The following is a 13,439-nucleotide window of genomic DNA, read 5'->3' on the forward strand; positions in this document are numbered from 1 at the left end:
ACAAAAAATGGCAATCTGATTTAAACGTTTGAAATTATAGACCCAATTTTTTTGGCTTTATTTTCCTAATTGTACCAACAAGAATTCCAATGGTGAATCCCAACTGATACAGAAAGTACAAAAGAACTTCAAACGTACTCGGAGTAAGATCTGTGAGTCTGCTCAAACCTGTAAGTAAAAGTAAAAGAATACTGGAAAACAAGACAAATATTTTTGCTGCGCCGCCAAGATTTGTGAATTTTAAAAGAACAAAGGTCATCACAGTTACTGAGATTGCCAAGATAGTAAGAAAACCAGTATTCATCCCAAAAATCAAAAATAATGATGATGCAATCTCTCCAGTATTTCCTGCAGATAAATTAAAGAGATCAATTTTTTCAGGTGATGCAAATCTAGGAACACTCAAAATAGCATTTGCTAGAAATAAAAAAAACAATGTTACAGAAACTGTCTTTAGATGATTTTGGAGACGTGGGAATCTTACAAGAATAGACCGTCCCAAAATTATTCCTTGAATAAGACCAATTCCAAAAACTATCAGAACAGCAATTAGTTGTATTATGGGTTCATTGAAAGTATCAACAAGAAACGGAATAAGTGCCATTACCAGTAGATTATTCAAATGTAGAGAATATTATCTAATTGGTATGGATTTTTGTCAATATCACCCAATCACTTGATTAGAGTATTCCAAGTAGGAGTAAATTTTATAATTTCCTCAATGTTGGGAACACCATGCAAAAGTTAGTTTTTTTGTTTTTTTTAAGTGCAGTAATTGGTGTTTCGGTAAATTATTCATATTCACAAGAAATGAGTCTTGCAACCTTTCAAGAAACTGCTCAAGTAATTATTGACAAGAGCATATCACAAAATGTCACTGCCTCAATTACACTCCAAAGTACAAGCATTCAAGAGATCAAAATTCCAGCAGAATTAGAACAACGAATTAGAGAGAATGGAAATATTTCTGCAGTCACAGTAACCAACCAGAATCAGTGTGTATTAGGCGTAAGTGACGAGTCATGCATTTTGATTAATGTAAAGAGAAATCCAGAGGATAAGAATTTTCTTCAAATTCAAAATAGAACCATCCAGATTGCAGGACAGTTCATAGATGAGATAAATGAAGTGTTTGACACTAACGCCGAACTTCATTCTACCTTTATCCACAGTTCAGATGAAGCAAGTGTTGCCATGGAAACCTCAGGAGTAATTTCAGGCAGAGGAACTATTTCTGCAGTATACACAATGCCTATGGAAGATACAGATTCAATGTATGAAAAAATCTCTGCAATATTAATTCCTAAAATAATTAGGGATTCAGGAGGATTTTATGATGTTGCAAGAAATCTTTCACATCAAGAAAATTCAAAAATGACAGTCTCAATAATCCCAACTGAAAATAGATCACTGCTGCAATTAAGATTATCAGTGAATTATCCTCAAACAGCATCAGAAATCAATCAAGTTAGTCCACTAGAATTTTTGAAAACTAACGAGTTAAAAAGATCAGATTATTTTTCATCAGGGTTTTATCCTCTGAATTCAATAATTCAGATAGTGGTATTAGATTCTGAAGATACGAAAGTTTCAGATGTAAAAGGAAACATTACACCTTCACAAATCATAGGAGATGAAAGAATTCCAACTGATATTTCAGAAAAAGGATGGATATTCGATCCCCAGGAAGGACAAAGAATTCAAGGAAAATATATTTTCGGCAAGGATACAACAATTAGCAAACAAGAACTAGAATTTTCACTTGGTGGAGAGCAATTACAAAACAAACAAGCTGAAAAAATAGAATTTGATGAATCAATCGTAGTTGTAATTATCATAACTGTTGTTGCAATTGCGGCTGCAGTGTTTTATCTTAAAGGATATAAAAAATAATCATAGTAAAAGAACTGCTGCAGCAAATACAGTTGTCCATTTTCCATCTTTATCACCTTTTGTTGATTGAGTGATGTTTTTTGTATTGTATATTTTTCCTGAAATTGACCACTGTTGTCTTTTTTCATCCCAGTTTTTATCAACATCAAATGGAATTCCCAATGAAGAAGCTAGCATTTGTGCTGCAATGTCTTCAGCATAATCACCAGCTTGAGTCTCATTTTGTCCAAAAGATTCGTATTCTGAAAGGTAACCGTATCTACTATTGTCCTTGGGGATTGCAATACCTACAGAAGCTGCACACATCCTATGGGGCTCTCTAGTCTGATTTTTTGAATAAATTGTAAATAGTATTTGTCCAGGGCTAATTTGTTTGAGTCCTTCTTTTCTTGAAATCAATTTTGCTTTAGGTGGGAATATGCTTGATATCAATACAAGATTAGTTCCTGCAATTCCTGCATCCCTTAACGCATATTCAAAGCTGGTCAATCTATCTTCGTGTACACCTTTTCCTTTTGTAAGAAATAATTTTTTAGCAACTAAATCAAGCATTTCTGAATTCATCAAAGATAGTTATTATTTATACTTTAATTGAAAAAGAGAAATTCTAAAATCAAATCTGTAAAAACCAAAACTCTTTACCTAATCTCTTTTTTTCTTCTTCTTTCTTTTGTCAGGAGATTTTTGAACTTGTGTCAGAAAGATGAATGTAAAGAATGCCCCTAAACCTACATTGATGACACCCATAAAAGTAATCATCATAGTCATGGATGGAGGTGCAATACTTAATCCAATAATAATTCCCAAGACTCCTGTAGTAAAAAACATCATCATCAGAACCTTGACCCTTGTTGGCTCAATGTATCTCATATGTCGTATCAAAATACGACATTATTATAAACTGACGGTCAGGCAATGAGATCAAGATACAGTATGCTCTGGGAATTAATCTTGGTAACATTTTAAACCTGAAAAATTTCATTTTTCTATGTGCCAATGTAGCTCAGCCTGGTTAGAGCAGCTGATTTGTAATCAGCAGGTCGTGGGTTCGGATCCCGTCATTGGCTTTTTTAATATTCTACATTTCCAAATTTGGCAATACGAATAAGTATGCTAAATTTCGCCTTTAATCAAAATGAGTTCTGATGATTCTGAAGTTATTGGAAATGATAAAGAAAATAAAGTTATAAAAAAATCAACATTTAATGGATTGATAATTAGTTTAATTGTAATAGTTGGAATTGCAGCATTTTTTGCTGGATCTTATTCATCTGTATTCAACTCCAATCAAATTACAGAAGAAGATCTTGATGATGCAATTGCTAAATTAGAACTTAAAATACTGCAAAATCAATTACCCACAAAACAACCAACTCCCACAGTAAAAATTTCAGCAGATAATGATCCGATAATTGGAAATCCGGATGCACCAATTACTATAATTGAATTTTCAGATTTTCAGTGTCCATTTTGTGCCAGATTTCACATTCAAACACTACCATTAATTCTTGAAGAGTATATTGAACAAGGAAAAGTGAAATTAGTTTTCAGAGATTTTCCTATTCAAAGTATTCATCCCAATGCATTACCTGCATCAGTTGCAGCTGAATGTGCAAATGAACAAGGAAAATTCAGAGAAATGCACGATATGTTGTTTGATAATCAAAATCAATGGAATAAACTAGAAACTAATGATGTGCTTTCTTTGTTTAGTAATTATGCATCAAATATTCAATTAGATCAAGAAATCTTTGATTCATGTCTTACTAGTGGAAAGTATATCGAAGAAATTAGAAAAGATCTTGATGATGGTAGAGATTATGGAGTGTCAGGTACGCCTGGATTTTTTGTAGGTAATGAAAAGATAGGATTTGTAGAGCTTAAAGGAGCACAACCATTTGAAAGTTTTAAAAAAATTATTGATTCGCAGTTAGAGGCGTAAAAAATAACAAGCGTTTATTACACGTTTAGAGTCATTTCAATTATCGGAATAATGACGTCAAAGCAATGAGCTTTTCGTCATTGCTTAAGAGAAGAAAATAAAATGACAAAATTTACAGAATTAGGATTAAAAGATGAGATACTAAAGGGAATTGCTGATCTACATTTTGAAGAAGCATTTCCAATTCAAGAAGCTGTAATTCCCGTACTACTTTCAGGAAGAGATGTTGTTGGTCAGGCACATACAGGTTCTGGAAAAACTGCAGCATTTGCATTATCAATGCTACAAGAAATACAGCCAAAAAATGGCATTCAAGGGTTAATCATGGCACCTACAAGAGAACTTGCAATGCAGATTAGTGATGAAATTAAAAAATTTGGAAAATACACTGGAATCAAAGTAGCAACAGTATATGGAGGACAAGGTATGGGAATCCAATTAGATACTCTTCACAGAGGAGTAGAGATTGTTGTTGCAACTCCGGGCAGATTAATTGACCATCTTAAAAGAGGATCAATCGAACTCAGAGATGTTACCCATATTGTTCTTGATGAAGCTGATACAATGCTAGACATGGGATTTGTAGACGATATTTCATTTATTTTGGATTTAGCACCTGAGGATAGAGTTATGTCATTGTTTTCAGCAACAATGCCTACCGAAATTCTCAGATTATCTGAAGAATATCTTAACAATCCAAAACAATTCCTTTTAGATGCAGATGATCTCAGTGGAGAAGGAATTGATCAATCATATTTGGTAATTAAAGACAGAGACAAGTTCAAGTATCTAATTGATTTTATCAAAAAAACTAAAGGTCAATCAATTGTATTTTGCTCAACTAAATATAGAACTAGAGATGTTGCAAAATTCCTCCATCAAGAAAAATACAATGCAGTTGCAATTGAAGGAGATATGTCTCAGCATAGAAGAGAACAATCCATGGGTAAATTCAGAAGTGGAAAAGCAGATATTCTTGTTGCAACAGATGTGGCATCAAGAGGCATTGACGTTCCAAGAGTAGAACTAGTAGTAAATTATGATGTGCCAAATCAAGAAATGGCATATTTTCATAGAATTGGAAGAACTGCAAGAGCTGGAGCACTAGGTAAAGCAATCACATTTGTATCATATTCGTCAGTAGGAGATTGGAATCTCATTAAAAGACAAATCAAAGTTCCTCTCAGAGATCTGAATGAAGAAATGGGAATTCAAATATCTATTCCAGATCCTCTAAAAAGACAGACACCCTCAAGAAGGTATGGAGGCCAATCAAGATCTAATTATTCCAGAGGAGGTCGTTCCGGAGGTTATGGAAGGTCTGACAGGAGTAGAAACCCCAGAGATGACAGAGGCAAAAGAAAGAGGTACGGGGACGATAATAGAAATAGCTACGGCGGACGTAGTAGATGGTAATCACTGTAAAACTTAAAGACCTGAACTTCACTAATTATTACAAGGTATACTAATGCACAAAGGATTCATTTTACTGAATTGTGATCTGGGCGCTGAAGAATATATCGTAGATGAGTTAAAACACATGCAAGATGTCAATAATGCATATCTTACTTTTGGTGCATATGATGTAGTTGCAGAAGTGCAAACACAAAACCAAGATGAATTAGAAAAAGTGATTGCAGCAATTAGAAAATTATCAAGAGTTGTAAGCACTATGACGCTAAATGTTATTCAGCCCGAATAATAGTTATAGGAGTTATATCAGAATTGTTTCAAATTGCAAAAAATTGATTATGAAGCTCCAGTATGGGTTTTAAATTATAATAATCCAAAACCACTATTAGATCATGCCATCCATATGCTAGAAAGACATGGAGTTAAACGAGAAGATATGGAAATTACAGAAACTCCTAAAGCTAAAGTTGGTGCAATAGTAGTCGAGATTTGGCCATATGAATTAGTTATTGGAAGAGTAAGAACAACTAGAAATGATTCATTTATCAGTGGTACAGAATTTACGGTAGAATTAAAGTTAGATGACGATGGGAATTACATAGATTATCTTTGAAGAAAAAGAAAATACAGAATATCATAATTGGAATAATAGCAGTTCTAATAATTGGAGGTATTGCAGCATACAGTTATTCCATAGACCAAACCAAACAGAAAGGGCTCCAATTCGGAATAGAGCTTGAACAAATACAAGAAGATGTTAAAGAATTACAAACAAAATTTTATTCTGAAAAAACAAAATGGGAAGAAGGAGACATTACAAAAGAAGAATTGTTGGAATTTTATCAAAAACATTTGCAGGATTTTGAGGAAATAATTTCCAAATATGATGAATTGTCACCTCCAGAGATCTTCAAGGGTTCTGTGGATCTTTTGAAATTATCATCTCAGGCTCAACTAGTTAGTGATTCAGAGTTTATCAAATGGATTGAAACTGGTGATGAATCAGCTAAAATTCGTTCAGATACTCAAATTCAAGAATCATTAGAATATGAAATGTTGGGTTTGGTTGAATTTTATTCAGCTAAAACTGGGGTCAAAAACTATGATGAGCCAGAAAAGTTTGAAGCGCCACAAACGGGACTAACACAAAAAGTAATACAGATTTCTGAAAATATGAAAAATCAGTGTGATGAAGAATTTAGAAACGAGTTAGGGGAATTTGATTCAGAACAAACCGAAATTGAGTGGTTCAACTGTACAAATGAGGCAAAAAAATGGAAAATAGAGCATTTGCCGTAATAAAAAATAATTTCTACCACCCTACAATATTAAAATCATCGAAAAATTTCTTTTGAAAATATTTTAGTAAATTTTATCATCTAGAATGTTTTGGTAGTATTATGGAAATTGAAGTGGCTGTTGAAAAACTATTGAAGCTTAGTCCATCAGTTAGAGTAGTGACTGTATGCGATCTAAATGGAAAACTAGTTTATTCAGCACGTTCAAAGAAGGTAAGCATTTTGGTGTCAAAGAAACAAAGTTTGGCATCATTAAAGGCTGCAGCATATGATTGGAAGCAAAGAAAAAAACTTTTGAAGTCACTAGGGGCATGCAAATACGTTGTTGCAGAATATGACAAAGTAAAAAGAATAGTCATTCCTGCAGGAAAGAATCATATTTTGTATGTGACTACCACTGCTTCCTTAGATCATAACAAAGTTGTTCGAAAGGTACGCTCTTTCAAGTAACCTTTACAATTTTTATTTTTTCTATTTTTTAATTAGATATCAAATAATTTTCAAATTATTTACAGATGGTAAAAAATATTGATTGTGTTTTAGTGTCACTTTTTGAGTTGTCGTCTTCCGGTACCTCTTCCAGAACTAACCCACATACCTTTTGTGTCTGTAGATTTGGTATCTGCAATATCTCCAAATTTTATTTTTCCAGTACCTCTTCCAACAGTAACATACTTGTCTTTAGAGGCTTCTTTTCTTGCAGCTTGAATTTTTTTGAAATCTGAGCCGGACCATTTACTGGCATCGTCATCAACTTCAATAGTACCTGTTCCTCTACCAGATCGTACTTTAATTTTAGCCATATTTTCTAATTATTAGTACCCGATTCTCATTAATAAGATTTTTAAAAAGACCAATTTTTGAACAAAATTCTCTCCAAAGTTAATCCACCACAATTCTGAAAGCAAAAAAAGGAAAAAGCCAAACAAATCATAGATAAAACTTCTTTAAAGAATTCAAACAAACAAAGACATGAAACAAATTTTCATCATCATATTTCTATTTGTAGGAGTCATTCCATCAGTATTTGGAGAAGCATTTATTGAAAATGATCAGCAGTTTGTTGGAGATGATAAATCCCTCCACATTGTTGGGGAAATTACAAATAATCTAAAGGTCCCTCTTAGCCAAATCAACGTGATAATTACATTATTTGATGAAAATAAAAATCAAATTCTAGTAAAAGAGGTGAATTCTTTAGTAAATACAATCATGCCAGGGATGAAAGGACCATTTGAACTGGTATTGCCCAGTAATGAAGCAAAAGATACTGAATCATATTCATTGAATTTAGATTATGAATTAAGTCATCCAAAAAGTCAAGTGATAGACATTACTGAATCAGAATTATCAACAGATAACCACAATAACCTAATCATCACAGGTGTTGTCAAGAATAATGGCCACATTACAGCAAATACTGTGGCAATAATTGCAACTCTTTATGATATAGAAGGGAATGTAGCAGGAGTCTCAAGAATTCATCCAGAACCAGATTATTTAGGAGTAAACGACAATGCTTTCTTTTTGGTTACAATCCCAGATAAAATTCAAAATGAACAGATAAAAGAATACACATTGATTGCAGAATCAGAAGAGTATGCTGCAGTTCCAGAATTTCCCATAGGTACACTTGTTTTGCTTGCAGTTACACTGTCAGCATATATTGGTATTACAAGGTATTCAGGCAAAATCATAACAAATCTGATTTCTGCAGCAAATCTAAAGTTGTAAAGAGTTCGTCTAGTAACTGTTTTTTTTCAAGAGGAGTTGGTTTTGAGAATTTTACTTCAAAAGTTATTGTAAGCATGTCTTGATCTGTGTGGGAAATTCTAATGGAATGCTTTTCTCTATTAGTTTGAGATAAGAAATTCTTCCATTTTTGTAGATGCTCATTTACTCGTATCACATTTTGTTCTACTTTATAGATATCAGTATCCAAATCAGTATCAAATAGATTAAACTTTACTAAAGGAACCATCATGATACCACCCAAAATTTTATCATGGTTTTTTAGCATAGATGAAATAATTTCTTCTGAATTCTCTTTTGGGAAAATCTCTCCATAGTCGGGATCAAAATATCCTGCCACCATTTTTTTTGAATCACATATTCGAAAAAAGTCTTCATCAGATTCTAATTTCCACAACATCTAAAAAATAATTTATGAATAAATAAACGATTAATCAAAGGCAATAATTAGCACAAATTCTTAATTTTAGATATAGTATCTCAAGCCTTAAGTTCACAATCATTTCAGTAATATTATGAGTTTTAGAGCAAGTGTTTTTTCAAGAAAAGAATTAGCAATAATACTAGGAATATCTCTAATTATCTCATCAATTTTGTATATTGCTTATGTCACAGGCAGGTAATGAAAAGATAATTTTGGTAATAAGAAAAACCATTACCAAAGACAATTAAATAAACTAGAAAATAGAGAAAAAATCATGACAATTTCTAAAGAGAATAAAGAATTTATCGATAGTTTAATCGATTACTACATAAATGAATCAGAATCATACAGACAAATTGCTGAGAATTTTGTACCAGAAATAGGATCTGTCCCAGATACCGCATTTGGAATTATTACAGGATGTGTCTATTCAGGATTTTTACAGGCATATCAGAACCAACAACAATCACCAAGTTTGGAAGATATGAGGGAATTCAATCAAATTATTAAAGAGCGTGCACCACTAATCAAAAAATCTATTTTGGATCCTCATAGATTTGAAACCAATAAAAAAGATGTAGATGAAAATGAAGATTCTATATCAAAAGAATGATAATTTTAATGTGAAAGAGTGCCGGATTAGGCACTCTTTCATGACTCCTCTGTTAGAAAGGGTTGTTCCGCGTAGAGGGTATGGACACAGTTTTTTGGCTTATAATAACAAAAAATAGAATTTTTCTATTAAAACACTTACGTAGAAATCATCAGTGAAAAAATTAGAAAAAGGGAAATCAGTACAGTTTAATTCTGAATAAACAAAATAAAAATATGAATGTCGACGGTAGTAAAATCATTTTTGGGTTAGGTGTAAGTGCAGCTGTAGCAACTGCAGTGATTGCACTTTATTTCGCAATTCGGTAAAGATAAATCATCAAAAAAACTAAGCAAATCATTGTCAGCAACAAACGAATTCAAAATTACACAGATAGTAGATAATGGTCAGATGGTCCAATTGACACTGATAGAAAATGTTTCAACAGAGCCAGTATCACAAAAACAAATGATCATAGAAAATGTTTCAAAGAAGCTCGATGCTGAAACAAAAGAGCAAGTAATGCCATTACTTGAAGCTATCTTACAAGCACAGCCCACAGTGAATATAAAATCATATCAACAAACACAAATTACAATAGCTATGCCAAAATCAAGATATGACAACATGGGAAGACCTCAAGTTGGAAGCACAATTGATGTAAATTTAAAAAAAATCTAAAGATGTGATTTTATTTCATCCAGTGTACGCAATGGTAATGAGCAAGAAAAATCTTTGCAAACAAAAACAGTAGTTTTATCCTCAAAAGTTTTTCCAGCAAAAAATGGAAAATCAGATAAAAGTTTCAATTGAGTGGAATTTTGAATTGTTACAATAAACGAATTAGGCAGATAATCAGTTAGAATAGAATCACATAACTCTGAATTTTCTGTATTAACTATTGTTATTTCCAACGGTTTTTCCATATAATTAAAAATGGTATTGAGTAAATATCCAAATCCGAAAGGGTTTTCTGCGGCCAGCTGTGCCTGAGATTCCATTATTTTTGTAGAAATTTCAAGGAAATTCTGCTTTTGAGATAAATGGAATAATCTTAACATTACAAAAGCAGATACAGAATTGCCAGAAGGTAATGACAAATCATAATTACTCTTTGGTCGAATTATTAATTTTTCATGATCATCTGAAGTCATAAAGAAGCTGTTAGTGTTTGAATCCCAAAAATGAGCCACTAAATGATTACCCAATTTTAAAGCCAATTCAAGATATTTTTTTTCAGGCTCAATTTCAAATACACCCAATAATGCATTTACAAAATAGGAATAATCTTCTAGATATCCATCTATTTTGGCATCTCCATTTTTGTAAGTACGTAATAATTTACCATTTTCAAAAAGATTATTCTCTATAAAAGAAATACAAGTTTTTGCAGCATCAAGATATCTTATATCAGATGTAACACGATAGCCTTTAGCAAATGCGGTAATCATCAAAGAATTCCATGAAACCAAAATCTTATCATCTAAACCTGGAGGAATTCGTTTTGAGCGAACTTTTAATAATTTTTCAGAACATGAATCAATAATTTCTTGGGCCTTTTGTTCAGTAACTCCAAAATTAAATGCAACAGTTGAAAGATTAAGATTATTACACAGAATGTTATTGCCTTCCCAATTTCCACCATCAGTGACATCAAAGTACAGGCAAAATAGATCAGCATTGCTACCCAGAATTTCTTTTATTTCACTTTTCTTCCAAACATAATATTTTCCTTCAATACCTTCTGAATCTGCATCATATGCAGAATAAAATCCACCTTCAGGAGAAGTCATTTCACGTAATACAAAATCAAGTGTTTTTTTCATGACATCAAGATAAAAAGGATCTTTTGTAATTTGATATGCCTCAGCATAATTGACAGGAATCAGCGCATTATCGTAAAGCATTTTTTCAAAATGAGGGACAAGCCACTTTGCATCAGTAGAATACCTAGAAAAACCACCACCTATTTGATCAAAAATTCCACCATTTGCCATTTTCTTGAGGGTTTTAAGGGAAAATTCATTGAATTTGGACAGACCTGAAAGTTTTGCGTAGCGAAACAAGAATGAAATATTTGCTGCATTTGGAAACTTTGGTGCAGACCCAAATCCACCATATGTAGGATCACCAATTTGGAATAAATTCATTGCAGCTTCATCTAGAATTGGTCGTTCTAATTTTGTTGGAGCGGTAATGGTTTCTGTTTTTTGAAGCGCATCGAGGAACTTTTCAGTTGATTTTTCAATATCTTTTGGTTTTTCCTTCCATGCTTGAGCTAGTTGTCTGCAAATACTTCCAAAACCTTGCCGACCATAAGAATCCAAAACCGGAAAGTAAGTACCAACATAGAAGGGTTTTTGATCAGGAGTAAGAAAAATACTTAGAGGCCAACCGCCTTGACCAGTTGCAATCTGACAAACTTTTTGATAAATATCATCGATGTCAGGTCTTTCTTCTCTGTCAACCTTAATGTTTACAAAATTTTCATTCATGAATTGTGCAACATCTTCGTTTTCAAATGATTCATGTGCCATTACATGACACCAATGGCATGAGCTGTAACCAATGCTTAGAAAAATTGGTTTGTTTTCATCTTTTGCTTTTTTTAATGCAATTTCATTCCAACCATACCAATCAACAGGATTATTGGCATGTTGAAGTAAATACGGACTAGTCTCATGAATGAGATTATTTTCTACCACGTTTAATCAAAAGTCATTTCAATATTAGTACTTAATTAGAGGAATTATCCCCAGATGCCTTTGCCTTCAGTTAATTCGTAAATTCTAACATTGATTTTTCCTAGTAGTTTCACTTTTGATTTATGAGCCTTTTTATCATGACTATAATCTTTTTTTTCAACTAATTCTTGTAATCGCTGTAATTGTTCTAAGGATAATTTCTTGAATTCATTTTTTGATGCTGTGATTTGCTGCAATAATTTTACCCTTTCACGATCTTCATCACTAATTTCAGCCATGATTGAAGTAAATTTCGGTCCTTTATCTTTCTAATGAGCGAATCTTAAAATTTCGTGCTTTATGCTTTGAAATATGGAAAAAATGCGTGCCATGGTGCTATCTGAATGTGCCAAAATTGAAACTAATCCACTAAAATTAACTGAGATAGACAAGCATCAAATTCAAAGACCAAATGAGATTCTATTAAAAATTGAAGCATGTGGAGTTTGTCATTCTCAACTTCATGGGATCGAAGGAGATTGGAAAGATATCGGTATACCACCAAATCTTCCAACAGTTCCAGGTCATGAGCTAGTTGGCAAAGTAGTTCAAATCGGTGATTCAGTTTCTAAATTCAAAGTAGGAGACAGAGCAGGAATAACCCCACTTTTAGAGGCATGTAAAAAGTGTCAATATTGTAAAGAAGGTAAAGAGTATCTTTGCGAATCATCAGTAATCACTGGAGAATCATTCAAGGGAGGATATACAGAATTCATAACAGTTACAGAGGATTTTGCAACCAAAGTTCCAGAAAGTATGAAACCAGAATATGCTGCGCCATTGTTTTGTGCAGGTATTACAGCATACAAAGCAGTCAAAGCTGTTGAACCAAAATTGCACAAAAAAATTGGAATTTTTGGAATAGGAGGAGTGGGACATATGGCCATACAGTTTGCCAAAGTTGAAAATTGCGACGTTATTGCATTTTCTAGAACACAAAAACATTTGGATGTTGCAAAAAGATTGGGCGCAGTTGACGCAATGACATTTTCAGAAAATCAAGATGAATTTCTTGCCAAAATAAAAGAAAAACATGGGATGCTAGATGCTGCCATAGTTTTTGCGCCAGCAGACATAGTTACAGATACTGCAATAAAATCAGTAAAGAAAGGAGGACTAGTCGTAATTGCAACAGTTGGAGAAAATCCTTCCTTTATGGCATTTGAAGAAAAAACAATCAGAGGAACTTTGATTGGCTCTACAAAAGACATGGAGCAAGTCATCAATATATGCAATGAGAATAACATTGAGGTGATATCCCAGGTGTTCCCATTAGAAAGTGCAAACGAAGTCCTAAAAAAATTAAAAGATTCGGAAATTGAAGCACGAGCAGTCTTAATTCCTTAACTGGCAGATTAAATATTAGGAAATCTGATTTTGA

The 13,439-nt window shown here is 32.9% G+C and carries 18 protein-coding genes and 1 tRNA gene; 12 read left to right on the forward strand and 7 right to left on the reverse strand.

Going from position 1 to position 13,439, the window contains the following annotated elements; translation table 11 throughout:
• Positions 1 to 34: 34 nt before the first annotated feature.
• Positions 35 to 604 (reverse strand): hypothetical protein, encoded by a 570-nt coding sequence (locus C6990_RS05695; RefSeq protein WP_182129328.1) that lies wholly within the window; start codon positions 602 to 604, stop codon positions 35 to 37.
• A gap of 131 nt (positions 605 to 735) precedes the next feature.
• Between C6990_RS05695 and C6990_RS05700 the strand changes: the two genes are divergently transcribed.
• Positions 736 to 1,893, forward strand: a complete 1,158-nt coding sequence (locus C6990_RS05700; RefSeq protein ID WP_182129330.1) for a hypothetical protein — start codon at positions 736 to 738, stop codon at positions 1,891 to 1,893.
• On the opposite strand, the gene C6990_RS05705 is transcribed toward C6990_RS05700, so the two are convergent.
• Both C6990_RS05705 and C6990_RS05710 read right to left on the reverse strand, forming a co-directional pair.
• A complete protein-coding gene (locus tag C6990_RS05705; RefSeq protein WP_182129332.1) occupies positions 1,894 to 2,445 on the reverse strand; it encodes a pyruvoyl-dependent arginine decarboxylase in 552 nt (183 codons plus the stop codon).
• A 90-nt stretch (positions 2,446 to 2,535) separates the two neighbouring features.
• Positions 2,536 to 2,763 carry a hypothetical protein gene (locus C6990_RS05710; RefSeq protein ID WP_255465257.1) on the reverse strand — a complete coding sequence of 76 codons (228 nt, stop codon included), beginning with the start codon at positions 2,761 to 2,763 and terminating at the stop codon, positions 2,536 to 2,538.
• Between the two features lie 122 nt (positions 2,764 to 2,885).
• Here C6990_RS05710 and C6990_RS05715 point away from each other — a divergent pair.
• The 7 genes from C6990_RS05715 (at position 2,886) to C6990_RS05745 (ending at position 6,996) form a co-directional block, all read left to right on the forward strand.
• Positions 2,886 to 2,960: transfer RNA gene (locus tag C6990_RS05715), tRNA-Thr, on the forward strand.
• A 68-nt stretch (positions 2,961 to 3,028) separates the two neighbouring features.
• Complete coding sequence (locus C6990_RS05720; RefSeq protein WP_182129334.1) at positions 3,029 to 3,835, forward strand: DsbA family protein; 807 nt, start codon at positions 3,029 to 3,031, stop codon at positions 3,833 to 3,835.
• Between the two features lie 102 nt (positions 3,836 to 3,937).
• The gene (locus C6990_RS05725) at positions 3,938 to 5,251 is read left to right on the forward strand and encodes a DEAD/DEAH box helicase (RefSeq protein ID WP_182129336.1); all 1,314 of its coding nucleotides are present in this window, start codon (positions 3,938 to 3,940) and stop codon (positions 5,249 to 5,251) included.
• Between the two features lie 52 nt (positions 5,252 to 5,303).
• Complete coding sequence (locus C6990_RS05730) at positions 5,304 to 5,537, forward strand: Lrp/AsnC ligand binding domain-containing protein (protein WP_182129338.1); 234 nt, start codon at positions 5,304 to 5,306, stop codon at positions 5,535 to 5,537.
• 33 nt (positions 5,538 to 5,570) lie between these two features.
• Positions 5,571 to 5,861 (forward strand): hypothetical protein, encoded by a 291-nt coding sequence (locus tag C6990_RS05735; protein WP_182129340.1) that lies wholly within the window; start codon positions 5,571 to 5,573, stop codon positions 5,859 to 5,861.
• Positions 5,858 to 6,547: a hypothetical protein gene (locus tag C6990_RS05740; RefSeq protein WP_182129342.1), complete on the forward strand. Its 690-nt coding sequence runs from the start codon at positions 5,858 to 5,860 to the stop codon at positions 6,545 to 6,547. Before C6990_RS05735 ends, C6990_RS05740 begins: the two co-directional genes overlap by 4 nt.
• Positions 6,548 to 6,648: 101 nt before the next feature.
• The gene (locus C6990_RS05745; RefSeq protein WP_182129344.1) at positions 6,649 to 6,996 is read left to right on the forward strand and encodes a hypothetical protein; all 348 of its coding nucleotides are present in this window, start codon (positions 6,649 to 6,651) and stop codon (positions 6,994 to 6,996) included.
• A 95-nt stretch (positions 6,997 to 7,091) separates the two neighbouring features.
• On the opposite strand, the gene C6990_RS05750 is transcribed toward C6990_RS05745, so the two are convergent.
• Positions 7,092 to 7,349, reverse strand: a complete 258-nt coding sequence (locus C6990_RS05750; protein ID WP_182129346.1) for a hypothetical protein — start codon at positions 7,347 to 7,349, stop codon at positions 7,092 to 7,094.
• 169 nt (positions 7,350 to 7,518) lie between these two features.
• On the opposite strand from C6990_RS05750, the gene C6990_RS05755 reads away from it, so the two are divergent.
• Positions 7,519 to 8,280 carry an FxLYD domain-containing protein gene (locus C6990_RS05755; RefSeq protein WP_182129348.1) on the forward strand — a complete coding sequence of 254 codons (762 nt, stop codon included), beginning with the start codon at positions 7,519 to 7,521 and terminating at the stop codon, positions 8,278 to 8,280.
• Here the strand turns inward: C6990_RS05755 and C6990_RS05760 are convergent.
• Positions 8,240 to 8,698, reverse strand: a complete 459-nt coding sequence (locus C6990_RS05760; protein WP_182129350.1) for a hypothetical protein — start codon at positions 8,696 to 8,698, stop codon at positions 8,240 to 8,242. The two genes, C6990_RS05755 and C6990_RS05760, sit on opposite strands and share 41 nt — an antisense overlap.
• A gap of 298 nt (positions 8,699 to 8,996) precedes the next feature.
• Between C6990_RS05760 and C6990_RS05765 the strand changes: the two genes are divergently transcribed.
• Positions 8,997 to 9,335: a hypothetical protein gene (locus C6990_RS05765; RefSeq protein WP_182129352.1), complete on the forward strand. Its 339-nt coding sequence runs from the start codon at positions 8,997 to 8,999 to the stop codon at positions 9,333 to 9,335.
• A 339-nt stretch (positions 9,336 to 9,674) separates the two neighbouring features.
• The gene (locus C6990_RS05770; protein WP_182129354.1) at positions 9,675 to 9,995 is read left to right on the forward strand and encodes a hypothetical protein; all 321 of its coding nucleotides are present in this window, start codon (positions 9,675 to 9,677) and stop codon (positions 9,993 to 9,995) included.
• Here the strand turns inward: C6990_RS05770 and C6990_RS05775 are convergent.
• Both C6990_RS05775 and C6990_RS05780 read right to left on the reverse strand, forming a co-directional pair.
• Positions 9,992 to 12,019 carry a thioredoxin domain-containing protein gene (locus tag C6990_RS05775; protein WP_182129356.1) on the reverse strand — a complete coding sequence of 676 codons (2,028 nt, stop codon included), beginning with the start codon at positions 12,017 to 12,019 and terminating at the stop codon, positions 9,992 to 9,994. The two genes, C6990_RS05770 and C6990_RS05775, sit on opposite strands and share 4 nt — an antisense overlap.
• Before the next feature lie 44 nt (positions 12,020 to 12,063).
• Positions 12,064 to 12,297: a hypothetical protein gene (locus tag C6990_RS05780; protein ID WP_182129358.1), complete on the reverse strand. Its 234-nt coding sequence runs from the start codon at positions 12,295 to 12,297 to the stop codon at positions 12,064 to 12,066.
• Between the two features lie 73 nt (positions 12,298 to 12,370).
• Between C6990_RS05780 and C6990_RS05785 the strand changes: the two genes are divergently transcribed.
• Positions 12,371 to 13,405 carry an alcohol dehydrogenase catalytic domain-containing protein gene (locus C6990_RS05785; protein WP_182129360.1) on the forward strand — a complete coding sequence of 345 codons (1,035 nt, stop codon included), beginning with the start codon at positions 12,371 to 12,373 and terminating at the stop codon, positions 13,403 to 13,405.
• The last annotated feature ends 34 nt before the right edge of the window (positions 13,406 to 13,439 follow it).

It is taken from the genome of Nitrosopumilus sp. b3 (assembly GCF_014078525.1).
Classification (GTDB): domain Archaea; phylum Thermoproteota; class Nitrososphaeria; order Nitrososphaerales; family Nitrosopumilaceae; genus Nitrosopumilus.

Excerpts from the sequence above, each read along its gene's own strand:
- C6990_RS05780 (WP_182129358.1), bottom strand. The coding sequence starts at position 12,297 with ATGGCTGAAATTAGTGATGAAGATCGTGAAAGGGTAAAATTATTGCAG.
- C6990_RS05745 (WP_182129344.1), top strand. The coding sequence starts at position 6,649 with ATGGAAATTGAAGTGGCTGTTGAAAAACTATTGAAGCTTAGTCCATCA.
- C6990_RS05700 (WP_182129330.1), top strand. The coding sequence starts at position 736 with ATGCAAAAGTTAGTTTTTTTGTTTTTTTTAAGTGCAGTAATTGGTGTT.
- C6990_RS05730 (WP_182129338.1), top strand. The coding sequence starts at position 5,304 with ATGCACAAAGGATTCATTTTACTGAATTGTGATCTGGGCGCTGAAGAA.
- C6990_RS05720 (WP_182129334.1), top strand. The coding sequence starts at position 3,029 with ATGAGTTCTGATGATTCTGAAGTTATTGGAAATGATAAAGAAAATAAA.
- C6990_RS05750 (WP_182129346.1), bottom strand. The coding sequence starts at position 7,349 with ATGGCTAAAATTAAAGTACGATCTGGTAGAGGAACAGGTACTATTGAA.
- C6990_RS05785 (WP_182129360.1), top strand. The coding sequence starts at position 12,371 with ATGGAAAAAATGCGTGCCATGGTGCTATCTGAATGTGCCAAAATTGAA.
- C6990_RS05710 (WP_255465257.1), bottom strand. The coding sequence starts at position 2,763 with ATGAGATACATTGAGCCAACAAGGGTCAAGGTTCTGATGATGATGTTT.
- C6990_RS05765 (WP_182129352.1), top strand. The coding sequence starts at position 8,997 with ATGACAATTTCTAAAGAGAATAAAGAATTTATCGATAGTTTAATCGAT.
- C6990_RS05725 (WP_182129336.1), top strand. The coding sequence starts at position 3,938 with ATGACAAAATTTACAGAATTAGGATTAAAAGATGAGATACTAAAGGGA.
- C6990_RS05755 (WP_182129348.1), top strand. The coding sequence starts at position 7,519 with ATGAAACAAATTTTCATCATCATATTTCTATTTGTAGGAGTCATTCCA.
- C6990_RS05760 (WP_182129350.1), bottom strand. The coding sequence starts at position 8,698 with ATGTTGTGGAAATTAGAATCTGATGAAGACTTTTTTCGAATATGTGAT.
- C6990_RS05705 (WP_182129332.1), bottom strand. The coding sequence starts at position 2,445 with ATGCTTGATTTAGTTGCTAAAAAATTATTTCTTACAAAAGGAAAAGGT.
- C6990_RS05695 (WP_182129328.1), bottom strand. The coding sequence starts at position 604 with ATGGCACTTATTCCGTTTCTTGTTGATACTTTCAATGAACCCATAATA.